Annotated in this window: 11 protein-coding genes and 1 tRNA gene; 6 read left to right on the top strand and 6 right to left on the bottom strand. The window is 36.1% G+C overall.

Annotated features, from left to right (window positions below; all coding sequences use genetic code 11):
- Window positions 1-355: 355 nt before the first annotated feature.
- Window positions 356-1753, top strand: a complete 1398-nt coding sequence (locus J3U59_RS09470) for an RtcB family protein (protein WP_267334050.1) — start codon at window positions 356-358, stop codon at window positions 1751-1753.
- Between the two features lie 302 nt (window positions 1754-2055).
- Here J3U59_RS09470 and ggt read toward each other — a convergent pair whose 3' ends face one another.
- From ggt to J3U59_RS09440, 6 genes are all read right to left on the bottom strand, one after another.
- On the bottom strand, window positions 2056-3795 hold the full coding sequence (ggt, locus tag J3U59_RS09465) for a gamma-glutamyltransferase (RefSeq protein WP_267334049.1): 1740 nt from the start codon (window positions 3793-3795) through the stop codon (window positions 2056-2058).
- Window positions 3796-3922: 127 nt separating this feature from the next.
- Entirely contained in the window at window positions 3923-4789 is an 867-nt protein-coding gene (gene pdxY / locus J3U59_RS09460) for a pyridoxal kinase PdxY (protein WP_267334048.1), read from the bottom strand.
- 9 nt (window positions 4790-4798) lie between these two features.
- Window positions 4799-6076: an MFS transporter gene (locus tag J3U59_RS09455; RefSeq protein WP_065733644.1), complete on the bottom strand. Its 1278-nt coding sequence runs from the start codon at window positions 6074-6076 to the stop codon at window positions 4799-4801.
- Between the two features lie 116 nt (window positions 6077-6192).
- On the bottom strand, window positions 6193-7389 hold the full coding sequence (locus J3U59_RS09450; protein WP_267334047.1) for a hypothetical protein: 1197 nt from the start codon (window positions 7387-7389) through the stop codon (window positions 6193-6195).
- A gap of 551 nt (window positions 7390-7940) precedes the next feature.
- Window positions 7941-9641 carry a hypothetical protein gene (locus J3U59_RS09445; protein ID WP_267372829.1) on the bottom strand — a complete coding sequence of 567 codons (1701 nt, stop codon included), beginning with the start codon at window positions 9639-9641 and terminating at the stop codon, window positions 7941-7943.
- A gap of 474 nt (window positions 9642-10115) precedes the next feature.
- Window positions 10116-10191 (bottom strand) — tRNA-Phe (locus J3U59_RS09440).
- 158 nt (window positions 10192-10349) lie between these two features.
- Between J3U59_RS09440 and J3U59_RS09435 the strand changes: the two genes are divergently transcribed.
- The 5 genes from J3U59_RS09435 (at window position 10350) to J3U59_RS09415 (ending at window position 17100) form a co-directional block, all read left to right on the top strand.
- Window positions 10350-10799 carry an FxsA family protein gene (locus tag J3U59_RS09435; RefSeq protein ID WP_267334045.1) on the top strand — a complete coding sequence of 150 codons (450 nt, stop codon included), beginning with the start codon at window positions 10350-10352 and terminating at the stop codon, window positions 10797-10799.
- 133 nt (window positions 10800-10932) lie between these two features.
- The gene (locus tag J3U59_RS09430) at window positions 10933-11226 is read left to right on the top strand and encodes a co-chaperone GroES (protein WP_034915350.1); all 294 of its coding nucleotides are present in this window, start codon (window positions 10933-10935) and stop codon (window positions 11224-11226) included.
- Between the two features lie 46 nt (window positions 11227-11272).
- Window positions 11273-12919, top strand: a complete 1647-nt coding sequence (gene groL, locus J3U59_RS09425; RefSeq protein WP_065633806.1) for a chaperonin GroEL — start codon at window positions 11273-11275, stop codon at window positions 12917-12919.
- Between the two features lie 401 nt (window positions 12920-13320).
- Window positions 13321-14952, top strand: coding sequence for a hypothetical protein (locus J3U59_RS09420; protein ID WP_267334044.1), 1632 nt, complete (start codon window positions 13321-13323; stop codon window positions 14950-14952).
- An 18-nt stretch (window positions 14953-14970) separates the two neighbouring features.
- Entirely contained in the window at window positions 14971-17100 is a 2130-nt protein-coding gene (locus J3U59_RS09415; protein ID WP_267334043.1) for an AAA family ATPase, read from the top strand.
- Window positions 17101-17357 lie beyond the last annotated feature (257 nt).

The raw sequence follows: 17357 nt of genomic DNA, 5'->3' as shown, positions 1-17357 counted from the left end.
AGCCAAATTTCGAAAGCATAGGAAAACCTTCCCAATATTTGGATTGAAAAATACAAATCATCACCCAAAATGATCTGCTGTTTTTTGCATATCAATCTGCCAAGGTTGACCATCAATAACACCTTTTAAGATTTAAATAAACTTCATCAATTTATCGGTGAGTTTGCTATTTTAAAGCAAATGAGCGAGTCATAAAAATAAATTTATCAGACTTACTATATCAATTTTGTCCTTTACAAATAAATAATCAGCGTATAGAATTCATCCGCTTTCCTGAATAGTGCTGCTGCAGGAAAACAGTAATTATCTTCTCAATTTGAGGAGACGCTTTTTTATTGTTTTCTAGGTGGCTATTATGTCTACATTTTCCCGTTTACAAAAACGTTTGTCCCGTCTTGGGATTGAAAGTCATTTTAATAATGATATTTATACTTTAAATAAAGAAAATACTTCTGCTCAGATTTTGTTACCGAGTCCATTGCCATTAGAGCAAAAAGCGGTAGAACAGCTACTGAACTTTGCATCTGTGAGCGTTCCTAATAGTGTAGGGAAAGTTTGCATGGCTCGTGCTACACCTGATTTTCATCCGGGTGCGGTTGCGCCTGTTGGTAGTATTGTTGCAACTACACAGGATTTAGTTATTCCGGCAGCAATTGGTACCGATATTAATTGCGGTATGCGGCTTTTTACCACGGGTTTAAGCTTTGATCAGGTGTGTGAACAAAAATCGACAATTATTGCACAATTAAAACGTGTGTTATTGCAAGATGAGCGTGATGTACCTGTTACGCCGCAATCTTTTCAGGCATTATTCGATCAAGGTCTTGCAGCATGGTTATCGGCGTTACCGCAGCAAGGTTTGTGGAATTCAGTTAATTATGAACGATTACACGCAGAGCTTAATAAAATATCGGGTAATCATTTAATTAAGGCAGATAGTCAGTATGCACCTGAAGCTTTTTTTGAAAAGCGCGATATTGTCCGCCCTGCGAGTTTAGGTACTGTCGGATCTGGTAATCATTTTGTCGAGTTACAAATTGTTGATGATATTATCGATCGACATTTAGCTTATCAATTAGGTCTTGAAAAAAGTAGTGTCGTCGTCATGATTCATACCGGATCGCGTGATGTTGGTTTTTACATTGGTCAGCGTTGGCAAGATAAAGCAAAAGCTTTATGGCCGACTAATGAAAAGCAACCAAAATCAGGATTGTTTGGTTTAACAGATAGTCACGCACAAGCCTATTTACAAGCTATGGGCGTTGCTGCGCGTTATGCTTGGATTAATCGAATTGTGATTACCGAATTGATACGTAAATCACTTGCAACTATTTTTCATCAAGATGATAGTCAACTCGTGGTCGACATTTCGCACAATATCATTTTGCCTGAACAAGAGATGAATATTCATCGTAAAGGAGCGACGCCGGCTTATGCTGGTCAGATAGCTTTAATCCCAGGTTCGATGGGGGATCACTCTTATGTGGCAGTAGGAAAAGGTAATGCTGATTGGTTATGGTCTTGCTCACACGGTGCAGGTCGAGCAGAAAGACGACAGGCTATGCGTAGCAAAAAAGTCGAATATGATAAGGTCAACTTGCCATGGCAATGTATAACCTTAAAAGAAGAACGGCTACGTGAAGAGGCGCCCACAGCCTACAAACCGATCACACCAGTGATTGAAGCACAACAAAACGCCGGTTTGATTCAAACAGTGGTTAAACTTAAGCCGTGGATTACGTTTAAGGTGTAATTTTTATACAACAACCGCATTGAATTGGCTTGATGCGGTTTTAAAAATTACTTTGTTTGCGCAAGCATTGGCTAAATCAGCAAAAAAACTCACAACAACTTGTTTATAGCAAACAATACCAAGCCAATAGTTATTGCTTATTAAAATTTGTAAAAAATATTGAGGAGTCTATACCGTTATCTGGTTTAAGGTTTCCAACATTTAACGGTGGAAACCTTAACAAGATTATATATAGTTTAAAAGGGATTTTTCTGCATTGAGCAACTTTATTTAACCGCTATCAATTCATTACCCAAATAGTATCAATACCCAGCCGCTAAACCATCCCCTCTCGGGTCGGTTGCGCCCATTAGTCGATGATGATTGGTATCGATAAGAATGGCTCCGGCATGACCCATGGTATCGGTATAATCATCAACAATTTGCACATCATGCCCACGTAATTTGAGGGAATGAATCACATCGTTAGGTATACGCCCTTCAACTTTAAGATTATTGGAAGATGCACCCCATGTGCGGCCATGTAACCATCTTGGTGCATTAATGGCATCTTGTGGTGTCATATCAAAATCAACAATTCGTGTCACAATTGCCGCTTGCGTTTGTGGTTGTCCTTCTCCGCCCATGGTGCCATAAACCAGATAAGGTTTATTATCTTTTAAAAGCATGGCTGGATTTAATGTATGAAAGGTGCGTTTATTTGGCTCTAAACGATTAATATGGTTAGGATCTAACGAGAAAAAACTACCACGATTTTGCAATAAAATTCCTGTATCTTTAGCAACAATGCCGGAACCAAAATCATGGTAAATACTTTGAATAATAGATACCGCATTTCCTTCTGCATCAACAACACCAAACCAAACGGTATCGCCTTTTGGATCTAATGGCTTTATTTCTACACGAGCCTTTTGCATATCAATCTGTTTTGCTTGTTGTTGACCATGTTGGGTAGATAATAAGAGATCAAGCGGAATCTCATTAAAATCGGGATCAGTAAGGTATTTATCTCGATCAGCAAATGCTTGTTTTGTTGCTTCAATAATTAAATGGTAATAATCTGCGCTACCTTCACCCAAGGATTTTATATCAAAATTATTGAGTATATTTAGAATCTCTAATGATGCCATTCCTTGTGTATTGGGTGGTAGATTATAGGCGGTATATTGTCGATAATTAACATGGATCGGGGCTACCCATGTAGTACGATGCTTAGCAAAATCATCTAAAGTCAACACACCACCATGGCTTTGCAGATCGTTGACAATATTTTTGGCAATATCACCCTGATAAAATTCCTTAGCGCCTTTATTTGCAATAATTTTTAATGTGTTAGCTAAATCGGGTTGTTTAAGGATTTCGCCAATTTGGTAAGCTTGCCCATCGTCTTTTAAGAATACTTTTTTAAACTCCGAAAAACGCTGTAACTCCCGAAACTCTTTGTCTTTTGGATCAATATTGATTGTTGTCCAATAATTTAAGCTAGGTGAAACCGAAAATCCATGTTCGGCATAATCAATTGCTGATGCGAATAACGTGCGCCACGGTAGTGCATTTTTCATATTTTTAGATGCATATTGGTACGCCTCATCCCAACCGGAAACCACCCCTGGAACGGTATTGGCTGCCAGATAACCTCGTGAGGGAATTTTATGGAAACCTTGATTTTTATAATAGTCTATCGTGGCTAAACTACCAGAACGACCACTAGCATTTAGTCCTTTTAGTTCTTTGGTTTTAGCGTTGTAGATTAACCAAAAGTTATCGCCACCTATGGTATTCATTTGAGGATAAACTACAGCAAGCGTTGAGGCTACGGCAATCGCTGCATCAACCGCATTGCCTCCTTTGTGTAATACATCAATTCCAGCTTGAGTCGCTAAATAATTGGGGGACGTTACCATAACATTCGTCGTTATCGGGTTAAGACAACGGGAAGGGGTATCACAGTACTTTCCTGTCTCTGATAGTGGTATATCAGCAGCACCAGATAAAGGATTAATAAGCAATAAACTTAATAATATTGGGTGTCTTTTCCACATTTTAGTCGTTCCTCAATTGTTAACAGTAACATTTTGAGGAATGCATTTTCTATGCCAAGAATAAACTAATTAAATTTTGCAGCTAAAATGATTATGACCAATGACAATAATACCGATCTTAATTGCCTTATAATGCTAGCGGTGTTCCGCGATACTTCAAATCCGGCTGTTTAATCCACTGCTGGGCATCAATAATCGCCAGCTCTCGGGCATTTTGTTGTTTGGTGATGTCGAGAACGTGATTGGCGGCATTGGCGGCCAGTTCAAAGGCGGTTAATTGTGATTGTCCATTGACTAAATGGGCTGTAAATAGGCTACAAATTAAATCACCCACGCCTAATGGACGGTACGGAAAATCATATAATGGTCGAGCCAGATGATAGCTTTGTGATGGTGTGGCTAAAATCATTTCAAATAATTCCGTCGTTTTACCGGCATGTAGCAGATTTTTAACCAATATGGCTTGAATCGGCTTATTTTGCAGTGTTTTTATCGCGTTAAGCACATCGTTAAAGGTTTTGATTTCCAGATTCGATAATATCTGTAATTCTAATAAATTAGGTGTAATAAAGTCAGCGTATTTGATTGCTTGCTTAGTGAAGAAATCAATAATATTTTGTGGCAGAGAACTGCCTTTATTGATGTCGCCCCCCATCACCGGATCGCAAACATAAATCGCATTAGGATTATAAAATTTTATCTTTTTTACGGCCTCAAGGATTTCTTCACCTTGTTCGGCAAGTCCAATATAGCCCGAAATAATGGCGTCAATAGATGACAATACGCCAATTTTTTCCAAACTATTGACGATTCGAGTGATTTGCTGAGCGCCCAGCACAATGCCGTCATAATGTGGATAAACCGTATTACTCGATAACTGAACGGTGTGAATTGGCATCACTTCGACACCTTGCAATTGCATCGCTAGAGTCGCCACTTTATTACCGGCATAACCATAAACAACATTGGACTGAATTGATAAAACGGTTTTCATATATAGGCCTTATTCATCATAATAACGATATTTGCTTAACAAGTAGATGCAGATAATGGATATCAGTGCTAAACCGCAATAAAACAAGGCTAAGGGTAACCAAAAACTTTTGAAGGTATAAATAACATAACCACCTATCATCGGAATTAAGCTACCAAAAATAGCCGCACATCCTTGATAACTCATTGATAACCCAGTATAGCGCATTCTGGCAGGGAAAATGCGACTTAAATACCCAGCTATTACACCATAAAAACCGCTGTAACAAATCACATTTAGCGAAATCCCAATAATAAAACTGGTTTTTGTGCCTGAATTTATAATCGGGAATAATAAGAATACCGATGCCATTGCCAACATTGCTGTACAAATCAAAAAGCGTGTTGCCGAGAATTTTTCTGACCAATAAGAGATAAACGGTTGAGCAACAAAATGGACAATAGCGATCCAAAACAGTGCATCAACTATTACTGATTTTTCGACACCAAGTACCAAAGTCGTATAACCAATCATTAAGGTATTGGAAAAGATACCGCTAAATGACAGCACATTAGCACCAATCGCTAATATTAATAATGGCAATGCTTTTTTAAATACTTCAATAATCGGTGCTGACTCTTGCTTTAAGTCTGCTTGTTTTTTAGATGCTTCAACAAAAACCGGCGATTCGGTTAACGTCACCCTAGCAATAATGCCAATAATTAACAAAATAGCACTGGCTAAAAAAGGAATACGCCAATAACCACTATCAATCAGTTCATTAACAGGTAAACGAATAATATAAGAAAAAACCAGTAATGCTAAAATATTGCCTGCTGGGCTTCCCCACTGAGCAAAGGATGAAAAGAAGTTTTTCAACCCTTTCGGCGCATGTTCATTAGTCATCAATACGGCACCACCCCACTCACCACCAACGGCAACACCTTGTAAAATTCGCAATGCAACCAATAACGTTGGTGCCAAAATACCTGCTTGTTGATAAGACGGTAATAACCCAACAAAAGTGGTCGCCGTCCCCATTAAAAGCAAAGTGATAATAAGTGATTTTTTACGCCCTAAACGGTCACCAATATGCCCAAATAACATAGCACCTAAAGGACGGGATAAAAAACCTACTGCAAAGGTAGCAAATGCCCCTAAAATTTGTACAAACTCGTTATCAGACGGAAAAAATAGCTGACCAAAAATTAATACCGATGCTAACGCATAGATATAAAAATCATACCATTCAATAGTAGTACCAATAAAAGCAGCAAAAGCCACTTTTTTTGCAGATGAATTTGACATAAGTAAACCTTGGATAAACCAATATTTTATGTAAGTGATGAGTATGAAACTAACACAAAACCATAAATATCACAATTTGTTATCGAGGGAGAGGGAGAGATTATTTAAACTAATTGTTAATTTTCGTTTTGTTGCTTTATCTGTATGATATTAATTTCGTCTTTCTTAAAAGAGATACAAGCGTTATTATCAATTGGCTTAATTTCCTGTTTTGCAAAATCATAACGCAAAGACTCCATAAATAATTCTTTTTCCTTTTCTTTACAAATTAAATAAATATCCCCCAAATGAAATCCTATATTTCCTGTTACGATAATATGATCATTAAATTCATAAGTAAATTTCCAGTTATTATTCGCTAATTTCATAACTGTCACATCATTCTTAACAAGAGAAAATTCATATACAGAATTTAAATCAACAACACCAAGAAGTCTTAACGCTGCATAGCTACTAAAAACAAAAGTCTTATTCAGTATAATAAACATAAGAACTAATGAACCAATACTTGTGCAAAAAATTTTTTTTATAATAGTGTAATAATTTAAATGAGGTTGATCGGATGATTTATTTTTATTTAATTCTGTAAAATAAAATAACAAAGGAGTTAAAGAAATTAGTGTAAAAATCAACGCAATAAATAAGATTAATATAATACATATAGTAGTTAACTTTCCTCCAACAAAATAAAACATGAATTTCATACCCGTTATACGAAATATAATAAATGGGAAATAAAATAGAAAGATAAAACAAAATAGTTTATTTACTTCTTTGAGATATTTATACGGTTTGATTTCAAAATAAAATTTAACAGGAAATAAAACTATTAAACAAAAACATCCCACTAAATTAATAAAATTATCAATATCGGAAAACCAAGCTTCAGGTAGAAACAGAAACAGCATCAAAGGTAAAATTGAAGCAACAATTGGTATTAAGATAAAGATCCATTTATAGCTATGCTTATTATTTGCATTCTTCTCATTATTATCAAAATCGAATAATTTCAGATAAATAACACTTATCCAACCGGATAAATTCAATATAAATAACAGAATAAAACAAATTGGAATAAAAGAGAAAATAATGAAAATTAAGTCAGTTTTGTTATTTCCTATTAGTTCAATAAATAGATCTAATCGATTGAAATGTTTAATATATGCCCATACAGTAAGCCAACAAATAATAATCGATATACTTAAAACTAATTTCCAGTTTTCTTTAAAGAATATATATACATAATATATTAAACCAAATTTTTTAATGAAATCACCAGCAGAATTTGTTGATGTCGATGTTGGCGATTGCATATTTTAGTCTCTATAAATTATAGTATTATTAATATAATATCGCATACATGAATTCAAGCAAGAAATTTAGCTTAAAAGTAAAATATAAAAATATATTGCTTGATATAATAGGTTTAAAACAAACTGCTTAAAAATTAGTGTAGTATAAAAAATCTTAAAAAATAAACTGTACTAACCAGTAGCTGAAAAATATCTTTTTTTTAATGTTCGGCTATTTCTAATAAATTAAAACCAAAACAATCGGCAAATCCGCCTCAGCCCAATCAAGAGCGGTTAATTCATTACACGCTCACTTTGGTTAATCTTTTGTAGATTACATTGCCGGTTTTCACTTAAAGTTATTTTCTTCAATTTTATTTCGACAATGCCTAATTACTCTTTTTTCGAGCCACCGACACCACCATTGGCGTTGTCGGTCGTAAGCGGTTGTCGCTGAAGAAACTACCGCTCTTTACTCGCCAACTCCGTCGGCTCGGGTTGCCCCTGCCCTGCAACCGTCCTGTTGTTGCTTAGCCTTAATTACGCCTGATTAAATACCCATGACGTAAGGACTAAGGATAGACACAAGTACCGATGCGACTGCTGAGGTAGGGAGGGGAGGATGTAACGCTGCCGACGTTCGTGAGTACAATGAACTGTTCCGAACCGTTGCTGTCGCTTGTCCAGTAGTAGTGAACGGCAAAGCCGGCAGCGGTATAACTGTCCATGTAACCCCATTCGGTGAACAAACCTGCACCAATATTACGATCATAATAATTGCCTGTTGATGGCGGTGTGCCGCCTGTCCAACTGTCTCCAGTTGCGTTAGTTAAGTCTTTGACCTGTGGCAGATGGTAACCACCGCCTAAATTACTACACCAAGATGAGTAGTTAGCAAGATTATCTAGCTTCCTTGCGCGATTGACAAACCACTGCTTTAACTCAAAACCATATTTTAATACCGCTGTATTATTACTATCATAACCGACTATTTCGAAGGTTTGTGGCAAACTGGGAGTAGCAATAGAACCTGGCGATGCTGAATTCTGTTGAGCTTTTGTTGCAACCGGTCCAGTAAGGGTAACGCGGATGTTAAAAGCATCATCGGGGGATGGTGTCATGGTAGCGGTAATACCACCTTGACTTATTGTTGGCCATGTCAATGCTGAACCTTTAATACCACCTATGTCTAAATCAAAATACAGATTATTTGCCCCAGTGGTCGGAAAGTTACGACTGTAACTTGATGGCTCAGTGGATTGTACTCGAAAGCCTTTACCCAGAGCCCAGATATCGTCGGGGCCGACCCCGGGGCCGCTACTGGAGTTGGAGTCGGCTTCATGTTCACCTTCAGCGTCAGGTGTATATAAGTAACAGATTTTAGGCGCGGCTTTAGGACTGATATAATAAGTGGCAGTACCACTGCTGAAATTACGACTATTTGGTAGCCCATACTGGGTGGTTAAACTACCAGCAGTAGTGGTTAATTCCAATTTATAAGGCGCTTGACAAATATCTAAAGTAGCACTACGACTCACTACTTGATTGGCTTTATCGATAATGCGCACGCTTAAATTACCGGTAGCGGTAATACCATTAGTACCCTGACCATCACCATCATCATCCCCCCAATAATTGTAAGGCTCCCCAATTAAGGTGTTCAAAGCGATAGCATCAGCAGTGGGTGGCACCAACATAGCAATATCAATAAAGCTTTGGTTTTCTTTAGGTAACACTATTGGATTATCTAAGGTTGAAGTATTATTGGAAGGTGTAATGCGGGTACCATCGGATAACGTAATACCTAACAGCCCCTCAGTAGTAGTAATTTTAGTTACCCCATTATCAGAGGTTAAATAGGGCTGACTACCATGAATGACTTGCGCCGTAGTCACCGACAACGCTTGAGTCGTAGTGGCATAAGGTAATAATAACAAAGGTATTAAAGCTAAATAGCGTTTTATATTGAAAACAATATATGGCGGACGATTAACCAATAATAACTGTCGTCGATAATGATGTTGGGAGCTGGGTTGGCGAACGTGCGATACTAAACCAGATAGCAACTTCTGCCTAAAATTTGATACGCAATCACACTTTAATTTGAGCAGAAAACGAGAGACTAAATCGAATACTAAACTAAGTTTTAAATTAAGCTTTAGGTGTAATAAATCAGCTAAAGTGTGTTGATATAGATTTTTGACGTAAGGCTGCCAATGTCTTGTGTCTTGTGTCTTGTGTCTTGTGTCTTGTGTCTTTATATTATAAAGCATAATGCGCAATCCTTCAAGCAAATTTATGTTTTATTTACACTTTTCCATTTTAGTGCGCAAAAAACTAAACGATTAATTTACCGGTCAAAGTATAGCACCTTAGTAAAATTTAACTACCGATTAACGGCTATTATTTGTAAAGAATGGTAAATGAATAGGGAATGTTATTACTATATGAAAGTTATTAATTTCTGCTTATACGTTCCTTAGCTAAAATTGTAAAAAAATAGAAAAATAGACTTAAATCAGTAACGTTCTAGTCATGCTTGTTAACCTTAATAAATAAAGGTTAGCAAAGCCATTTTACCGATGCATGCGATTATTGAAGCCAATCTACCTGGCTGTGTATTCGATATTGTACTTGACTTGATTTAACACTGGTGAAAGTTGATTGATAAGAAAATACGTTGCAAGGCTTATGGGAAAAGGCTAAGACACAAAAAAACCAGCTTTCGCTGGTGTTCTTTTTGGAATTGGTGCCCGGACGCGGAATCGAACCACGGACACGGGGATTTTCAATCCCCTGCTCTACCGACTGAGCTATCCGGGCAACAATGGATGCACATTAAACACGATCTGAGATTATCCGTCAATCCCTTTTGTAAGATATTTTAAAAAAAATAGATTGTTTGGTTGAAAAATAACTAATCATCTATATATCTGGATCTAATTTTAATAATATAACGTCACTTTTTAAGGAATTGTTATATGCGATATCTAGGCTTTATTGTTTTTTTTATTTATCTCTATTTTGAGATTAGTACATTTATGATGGTAGCTAACGCTATTGGCGTTTTTCTTGCCTTAATTTGTATTATTGCAACATCTATTATTGGTTTTTCATTAGTTAAAACACAAGGTTTAAAAAACCTGCGCGAAATGCAACAAAAAATAGCAGAAAATCAGAGCCCTAAAAATCAAATTATTAAAAGTGTTGCTTTATTGTTTGCTGGTTTTCTATTACTTATCCCTGGTTTTTTGACCGACATTTTAGGCGCTATTTTATTAATTCCTTATGTGCAAGAATCGATTGTTAATTTCATTGTGAGAAAAATGCCTAAAAAATCAATATTTTCATCATACCAACGCACTGATAAAAATGCTGATATTATTGAGGGAGAATTTACTCGTAAAGATGATGAAGAATTAATCAATTAAAAAATATTTTGATTTTATTCTCTTGAAGAATTTAAAACAAACCCCATGTAGTATTCACTATATTATATAGATCATAATTTGATGATTTATTGTTAATAATTATTTAATTTAAATTAGTGCTAGGAGATAACTAATGAAAATTCGTCCATTGCATGATCGTGTGATCATTAAACGCAAAGAAGTAGAATCAAAATCAGCTGGCGGTATTGTTTTAACAGGTTCAGCTGCGGGTAAATCAACACGTGGTGAAGTTTTAGCTGTTGGTAATGGTCGCATTTTAGAAAATGGTCAAGTTCAACCATTAGACGTTAAAGTTGGCGATATCGTTATTTTCAATGAAGGATATGGCGTTAAAACAGAAAAAATTGATAACGAAGAAGTGCTTATCTTATCTGAAAGCGATATTTTAGCCATTGTTCAAGCGTAATTGGCAAATAATTTAATTTATAGACAGAATTCAGGAGAAATACAAAATGGCAGCTAAAGATGTAAAATTTGGTAATGACGCTCGCGTTAAAATGCTTAAAGGCGTTAATGTACTAGCTGATGCAGTTAAAGTCACTTTAGGTCCAAAAGGACGTAACGTAGTATTAGATAAATCATTTGGTGCACCAACTATTACTAAAGATGGTGTGTCAGTTGCTCGTGAAATCGAATTAGAAGATAAATTCGAAAACATGGGTGCACAAATGGTTAAAGAAGTAGCTTCAAAAGCAAATGATGCTGCTGGTGACGGTACAACTACTGCAACAGTCCTTGCTCAAGCGATTGTTAATGAAGGTTTAAAAGCGGTTGCGGCTGGCATGAACCCAATGGATTTAAAACGTGGTATCGATAAAGCTGTTGTTGCAGCAGTTGAAGAGCTTAAAAAATTATCTTCACCATGCGCAGACTCTAAAGCGATTGCACAAGTTGGTACTATTTCAGCAAACTCTGATGAAACTGTAGGTACTTTAATTGCACAAGCAATGGAAAAAGTGGGTAAAGAAGGTGTTATCACTGTTGAAGACGGCACCGGTTTACAAGACGAACTTGATGTTGTTGAAGGTATGCAATTTGACCGTGGTTATTTATCACCATATTTCATCAATAAACCAGAAACAGCAACGGTTGAATTAGACAGCCCATATATTTTATTAGCTGATAAAAAAATCTCTAACATCCGTGAATTACTACCAGTATTAGAAGCAGTTGCTAAAGCAGGTAAATCACTATTAATCATTGCTGAAGATGTTGAAGGCGAAGCATTAGCAACATTAGTTGTTAATACTATGCGTGGTATTGTTAAAGTTGCCGCAGTTAAAGCACCTGGTTTTGGTGACCGTCGTAAAGCAATGTTACAAGACATCGCGATTTTAACAGCTGGTACTGTAATTTCAGAAGAAATCGGTTTAGAGCTTGAAAAAGCAACGTTAGAAGATCTTGGTCAAGCTAAACGTGTTGTTATCAATAAAGACAATACCACTATTATCGATGGCGTTGGTGAAGAGTCTTTAATTACTGCGCGCGTTGAACAAATCCGTAAACAAATCGAAGAATCAACTTCTGACTACGATAAAGAAAAACTTCAAGAACGTGTCGCTAAACTTGCTGGCGGTGTTGCAGTAATTAAAGTTGGTGCAGCAACTGAAGTTGAAATGAAAGAGAAAAAAGCACGTGTTGAAGATGCATTACACGCGACTCGTGCAGCGGTTGAAGAAGGTGTGGTTGCCGGCGGTGGTGTTGCGTTAGTTCGTGCTGCATCTGCAATTTTAGACCTTAAAGGTGCAAACGAAGATCAAAACGTTGGTATTAAAGTAGCTTTACGCGCGATGGAAGCGCCATTACGTCAAATCGTGACTAACTGTGGTGAAGAAGCATCTGTTGTTGTTAACGCAGTTAAAGGTGGCAAAGGTAACTATGGTTACAATGCTTCAACTGAAGAGTACGGCGATATGATCGCAATGGGTATCTTAGATCCAACTAAAGTAACGCGTAGCGCATTACAATATGCTGCATCTGTTGCAGGTCTTATGATCACAACTGAATGTATGGTTACTGATTTACCTAAAGATGATAAAGCTGATTTAGGTGCTGCTGGTGGTATGGGCGGCATGGGTGGAATGGGCGGAATGATGTAATTCATCCTATTTCGTTACAACCCAAAACCTGTTAAAAAACCACCCTTTTATCGGGTGGTTTTTTATTTATTTTCCTTCTATCAAATACTCATTAACTTCACAACTTAATCACATAATCAACACCGTGAATATCAAATAAAAGTCCATTTACACTAATTGTTGTTGAAAATAGCAATACATCTAATTTTTCTTTATGACTTTTAGTTACGCTTTTTTAGAAATGAACCAAGTATGTTGTTTTTTTCTTGTCAAAATGAAATGTAAAATAGATAATAACATGATGAAAAAATGAGGTTTATTTTTTCTATAAAAATAAATTAATTATACCAAACTTTATTACTTTATATGAAATAAGATATAAAGTTATTAAATAATAAGTGAATATAAAAAGGAATAGAACAATGAGTGTATCGTCCAGTAAAAAAGCTGCAACAGTTCAACAAAATGATTATTCAGTAAGACAACGACAAAAATCTACCCGAACAGAATCCCCTCAAGCTAACATTCAAAATAATACTTTTTTCAAAGTTATTTTTTCCGATAATCTTTCTCTTGAACAAAAAGTTCAAGAAGTTACACAAATTTTAGAATTTACCGATAATAAAGAAATAGATCGTGAAAAAGTAGAAGAGTTTGATAAGTTCAAAGAATATCTACAATCAATCTCTGAAGAGATGTCTAAGCAACGTATCGAAATGACTGATACCGAAGTGTTCGCTGAATTGCAACGAGTCTATGCTGATTTTAATAATGACCTTAATGATTTTATTGATAAAATCAAACCGCTTACCGAGATAACTGATGCGCTTTATAACTTACGCCAAAATGGTGAAACACGTAACGCTCTAGCGCAAATAAAAGCAGATCAAGAATGGGATGATGAGAAGCAAGCCGAAAAAAAACAAATACAAGATGAAATCACAAATAACAATACACTAATAACCAAACTAAAAGAAGAAATTCATACTTTAGAGCAAGATAGAATATTCTTCGGACTTGGAAAAATTAAAGCGGCTTCAAAAGCGAAAATAGCAATTAATCAAGAAAAAATAGCGCAATTAGAACAAGATATACAAAATAAAAATACACAATTAGCAAATCTTGAAGAAGAAATTAAACACCGCCATGCGCAACGTAGTGAATCACTTGATGTTGAGAAATTAAAAGAGCTACTGAATTTAACATCAGATGAACACACATTACGACAAGCTGATATGGTTGAATCTGCCTTAAAATTCGTTAACCAAGGTAAAGAGCGTTTTGGTGCTATTCGTGGTCATCTTGAAAAGATGGTTAAACAAATCGAAGGGCTTAGCGACAATAATGGTAATATGATCCAAATTTATGCCATTATGAACGAAGCGACCAAACAAGTTGAAAAAGTCCATCGTGAACGCCGACAAGAACTCGAAAATAAAGATGTTGGTGACAATTTGTTAGAGTCAATGAAACTGGAAGAAACTCGACGTAATTTAGATGAACATATCGATACCGTATCAACCGCAACTGTCGATACTATGCAAACCTATGGCGAATTAACTACCGAAGCAATTAAAATACGTAACATGCAAGCTGCAACTAAAAAACAAGTAGAAAGTGCAAGAGCAATGCATTCACGCGGTATTGCATCAGTCGCTTCACAACTTAGCGTTGTGGTAACAGCGGTTAACTCAGCAGCGATTAATGAAGCGCAATCCATGGCAGGAAATACTTTAGCTGAAATGGCGAGAGTAACTAACGATATTGCTAAGAACGAAGCAATACGAATTGCAACGGGTCGTGATGAAATCAATAACGACTTAGAAGCTATGCTACAAAACTTAGCTGAATTTGGCGATACTCAACGTGAAGCAACAGAAATCACCCGTTCTGCCCTTGAAACAATGCGCGCTAATTTAGAAGAAATCGAAAAAATGTCCAAAGATGTTCAAGGTGATACTCGTGAATTTATTGCAGTAACTGGTGATGTTTTATCTGAAAAGAGTGAAGCCAAAAAAGAAACTAAAAATACTACGTCCCCTTTTAAACTATAACTGACGAAGGAATGCACAATGTACCTAGTTAGAGGGCGTGAATATTTAGCGCAACATCCCAATTTTTCATTAGTGGGAAGAGAGCATGATTTAGAAAGAATATCATCAATTCTGATCCGACAATCATCAAACTCACTTTTACTAACAGGACCAGCTGGTGTAGGCGTTTCGGCGCTTACCCTTGGTTTACAAGCAGCTAAAAATAGTCCTGACACACCATTTGACTTAATTGTTAAAAAACTATTTTGGTTAAATAGTGATGCACTGTTTTCCAGTGGAGATAGCACTAAAATTAATAACGAATTTCAAAATATTTTAAAAAAATTACTGCAAACACCTGAATCGGTTTTAATTATTACTGATACAGCTAATTTTTTAGAAGCGGCACACAATACCGGTAATGCTCATTTTATTAATGCATTAAATAACGCTGATAAATCGGGTAATTTTCAAGTAATTCTAGAAGTTCGTGATGATAAACTTAGTAGTGTGCTAAAAGCTAGTACTAAAATGCCTGAGCTCTACACGCTTTATGATGTAAAAGAGCCAACAGGAAGTGATTTAAAAGCAATTGTTACAGTTGTTGCAAAAGAGCTATCTGAACATCATCAAATCGAAGTTGACGATAATGCTATTGACGAAGCAATACACTTAACAAGCAAATATCGTGATAGTTTGGGTTTAGGTGGAGCACAGCCTCAACGCGCAATATCCTTGCTTGATCGCGCACTAGCAAGCTACCGCCAACTGACGCATAAACAGCACCCTAAAATTGCTCAATTAATGGCTAAAATTGCGAAAAGTACTGATGAAACAGAACGTCAAACTTTGCAACAGCAATTAAATCAATGGCAACAAGATTGGCAAGATTTGAAATCAGAAATTAGCAAAACATATCAATATCAACGTGATGCTGAAACATTACGCTTCCAGCTACAAGACGAAATCACCCAAATTCAGGAGCAAGAAGAGGAAAACAAAATTTCTGATTCTGCGGCCATAAAAACCTTTGCTCAATTGACAGCAGGTGGATTTGACTCGCCAGCTGTCACCAAATTGAAAGAAAAAATTCGACAAATTGATGCCGAAATTGCACAAAATAATGAGCAACATAAAAAACTAGTAATGCTTGCCAATAAAGATTTACGACTAAATCGACAAGAAGTAATTACTGAATTTAGTAAAATTTCGGGAATATCAACCAATAAACTCGATGAAAACGAAGTTGAAAATTTAATTAATTTAGAAGCGCATTTATTGTCACGTATTTTTGGTCAGGATGAAATCGTCAAACATGTAGCTAATTCGGTTAAAGTTGCTAAAGTCGATGCACTAAAAGAGTCTGGTCCAGCAATGTCTTACCTCTTTTTAGGACCATCCGGTGTAGGCAAAACAGAAATGGCAAAAGCTTTAGCGCAATACGTATATGGTGACGAAAAATCATTAGTGCGATTTGATATGTCAGAATATATGGAAAAACATGCAGTTGCTAAATTAATTGGTGCACCGCCAGGATATGAAGGGTTTGAAGCTGGTGGTATTTTGACTAATTCAGTTAGGGCTAAACCGGTTGGTATCTACCTATTTGATGAAATCGAAAAAGCACATCCAGATGTATTTAATATTTTCTTGCAGATCTTATCAGACGGACGTTTAACCGATAATATCGGTCGTACGGTCGATTTTTCTGACATAATGATTATTATGACATCAAATATTGGTCAGCCTTATTATCTTGATCCTAATCTATCTGATGAGGCAGCACGCGAACTAGCAACAAATGAGCTAAATAATACCTATCGTTCAGAATTACTGAATCGTTTTAATGGTAGAGAAAATATTGTTCATTTTAAACGACTACCAATGGAAGTTATCGAGAAGATTATCCGCCGTGAAATTGATAAACTCAATCAAGCTTATCAACCTCGAAACCTAACTATAGAAGTACAAGACGCTTGTCTTAGTGCATTTTGTCATGATCATTATGATATTATTCGTGGTGCAAGAGGTTTACCAGGTTATATTAAAGCCAATATTCGACCGTTTATCGTCAATCACATATTACAAAACCCACTTGATCAAGGCACGTTTAAAATAGTGTATAACCAACAAACGCATAGTTTTGATATGGAATTTTGTAAAAATTAAAAACGCTTCACTTCGTTTTTAGCGAAGTGAATTTACTACAATAAATTGAAGCTAACAGGAAATGTTCCTTTAGCTTCAATTATACAACCTTTCCTAAATTCAAAACTTTTTGGCGTAGCCACGTAAATTATCAGAAAATTACCCAATAGCAGTAGTAAATAAATTAACCGTTGTGATTTTTTCTCATAGTTATATTACGTAAAGTAAACCATCACCCAAAATGGTTTACTAACATAATTTAATTAAACTTACGCAAC

The sequence above is a fragment of the Gilliamella sp. B3783 genome (assembly GCF_026536125.1).
Classification (GTDB): domain Bacteria; phylum Pseudomonadota; class Gammaproteobacteria; order Enterobacterales; family Orbaceae; genus Gilliamella.
Note: the sequence above shows the minus strand (reverse complement) of the source record. Positions and strands in the feature narration are given on the sequence as shown.

Excerpts from the sequence above, each read along its gene's own strand:
- J3U59_RS09470 (WP_267334050.1), top strand. The coding sequence starts at position 356 with ATGTCTACATTTTCCCGTTTACAAAAACGTTTGTCCCGTCTTGGGATT.
- ggt (WP_267334049.1), bottom strand. The coding sequence starts at position 3,795 with ATGTGGAAAAGACACCCAATATTATTAAGTTTATTGCTTATTAATCCT.
- pdxY (WP_267334048.1), bottom strand. The coding sequence starts at position 4,789 with ATGAAAACCGTTTTATCAATTCAGTCCAATGTTGTTTATGGTTATGCC.
- J3U59_RS09455 (WP_065733644.1), bottom strand. The coding sequence starts at position 6,076 with ATGTCAAATTCATCTGCAAAAAAAGTGGCTTTTGCTGCTTTTATTGGT.
- J3U59_RS09450 (WP_267334047.1), bottom strand. The coding sequence starts at position 7,389 with ATGCAATCGCCAACATCGACATCAACAAATTCTGCTGGTGATTTCATT.
- J3U59_RS09445 (WP_267372829.1), bottom strand. The coding sequence starts at position 9,641 with ATGCTTTATAATATAAAGACACAAGACACAAGACACAAGACACAAGAC.
- J3U59_RS09435 (WP_267334045.1), top strand. The coding sequence starts at position 10,350 with ATGCGATATCTAGGCTTTATTGTTTTTTTTATTTATCTCTATTTTGAG.
- J3U59_RS09430 (WP_034915350.1), top strand. The coding sequence starts at position 10,933 with ATGAAAATTCGTCCATTGCATGATCGTGTGATCATTAAACGCAAAGAA.
- groL (WP_065633806.1), top strand. The coding sequence starts at position 11,273 with ATGGCAGCTAAAGATGTAAAATTTGGTAATGACGCTCGCGTTAAAATG.
- J3U59_RS09420 (WP_267334044.1), top strand. The coding sequence starts at position 13,321 with ATGAGTGTATCGTCCAGTAAAAAAGCTGCAACAGTTCAACAAAATGAT.
- J3U59_RS09415 (WP_267334043.1), top strand. The coding sequence starts at position 14,971 with ATGTACCTAGTTAGAGGGCGTGAATATTTAGCGCAACATCCCAATTTT.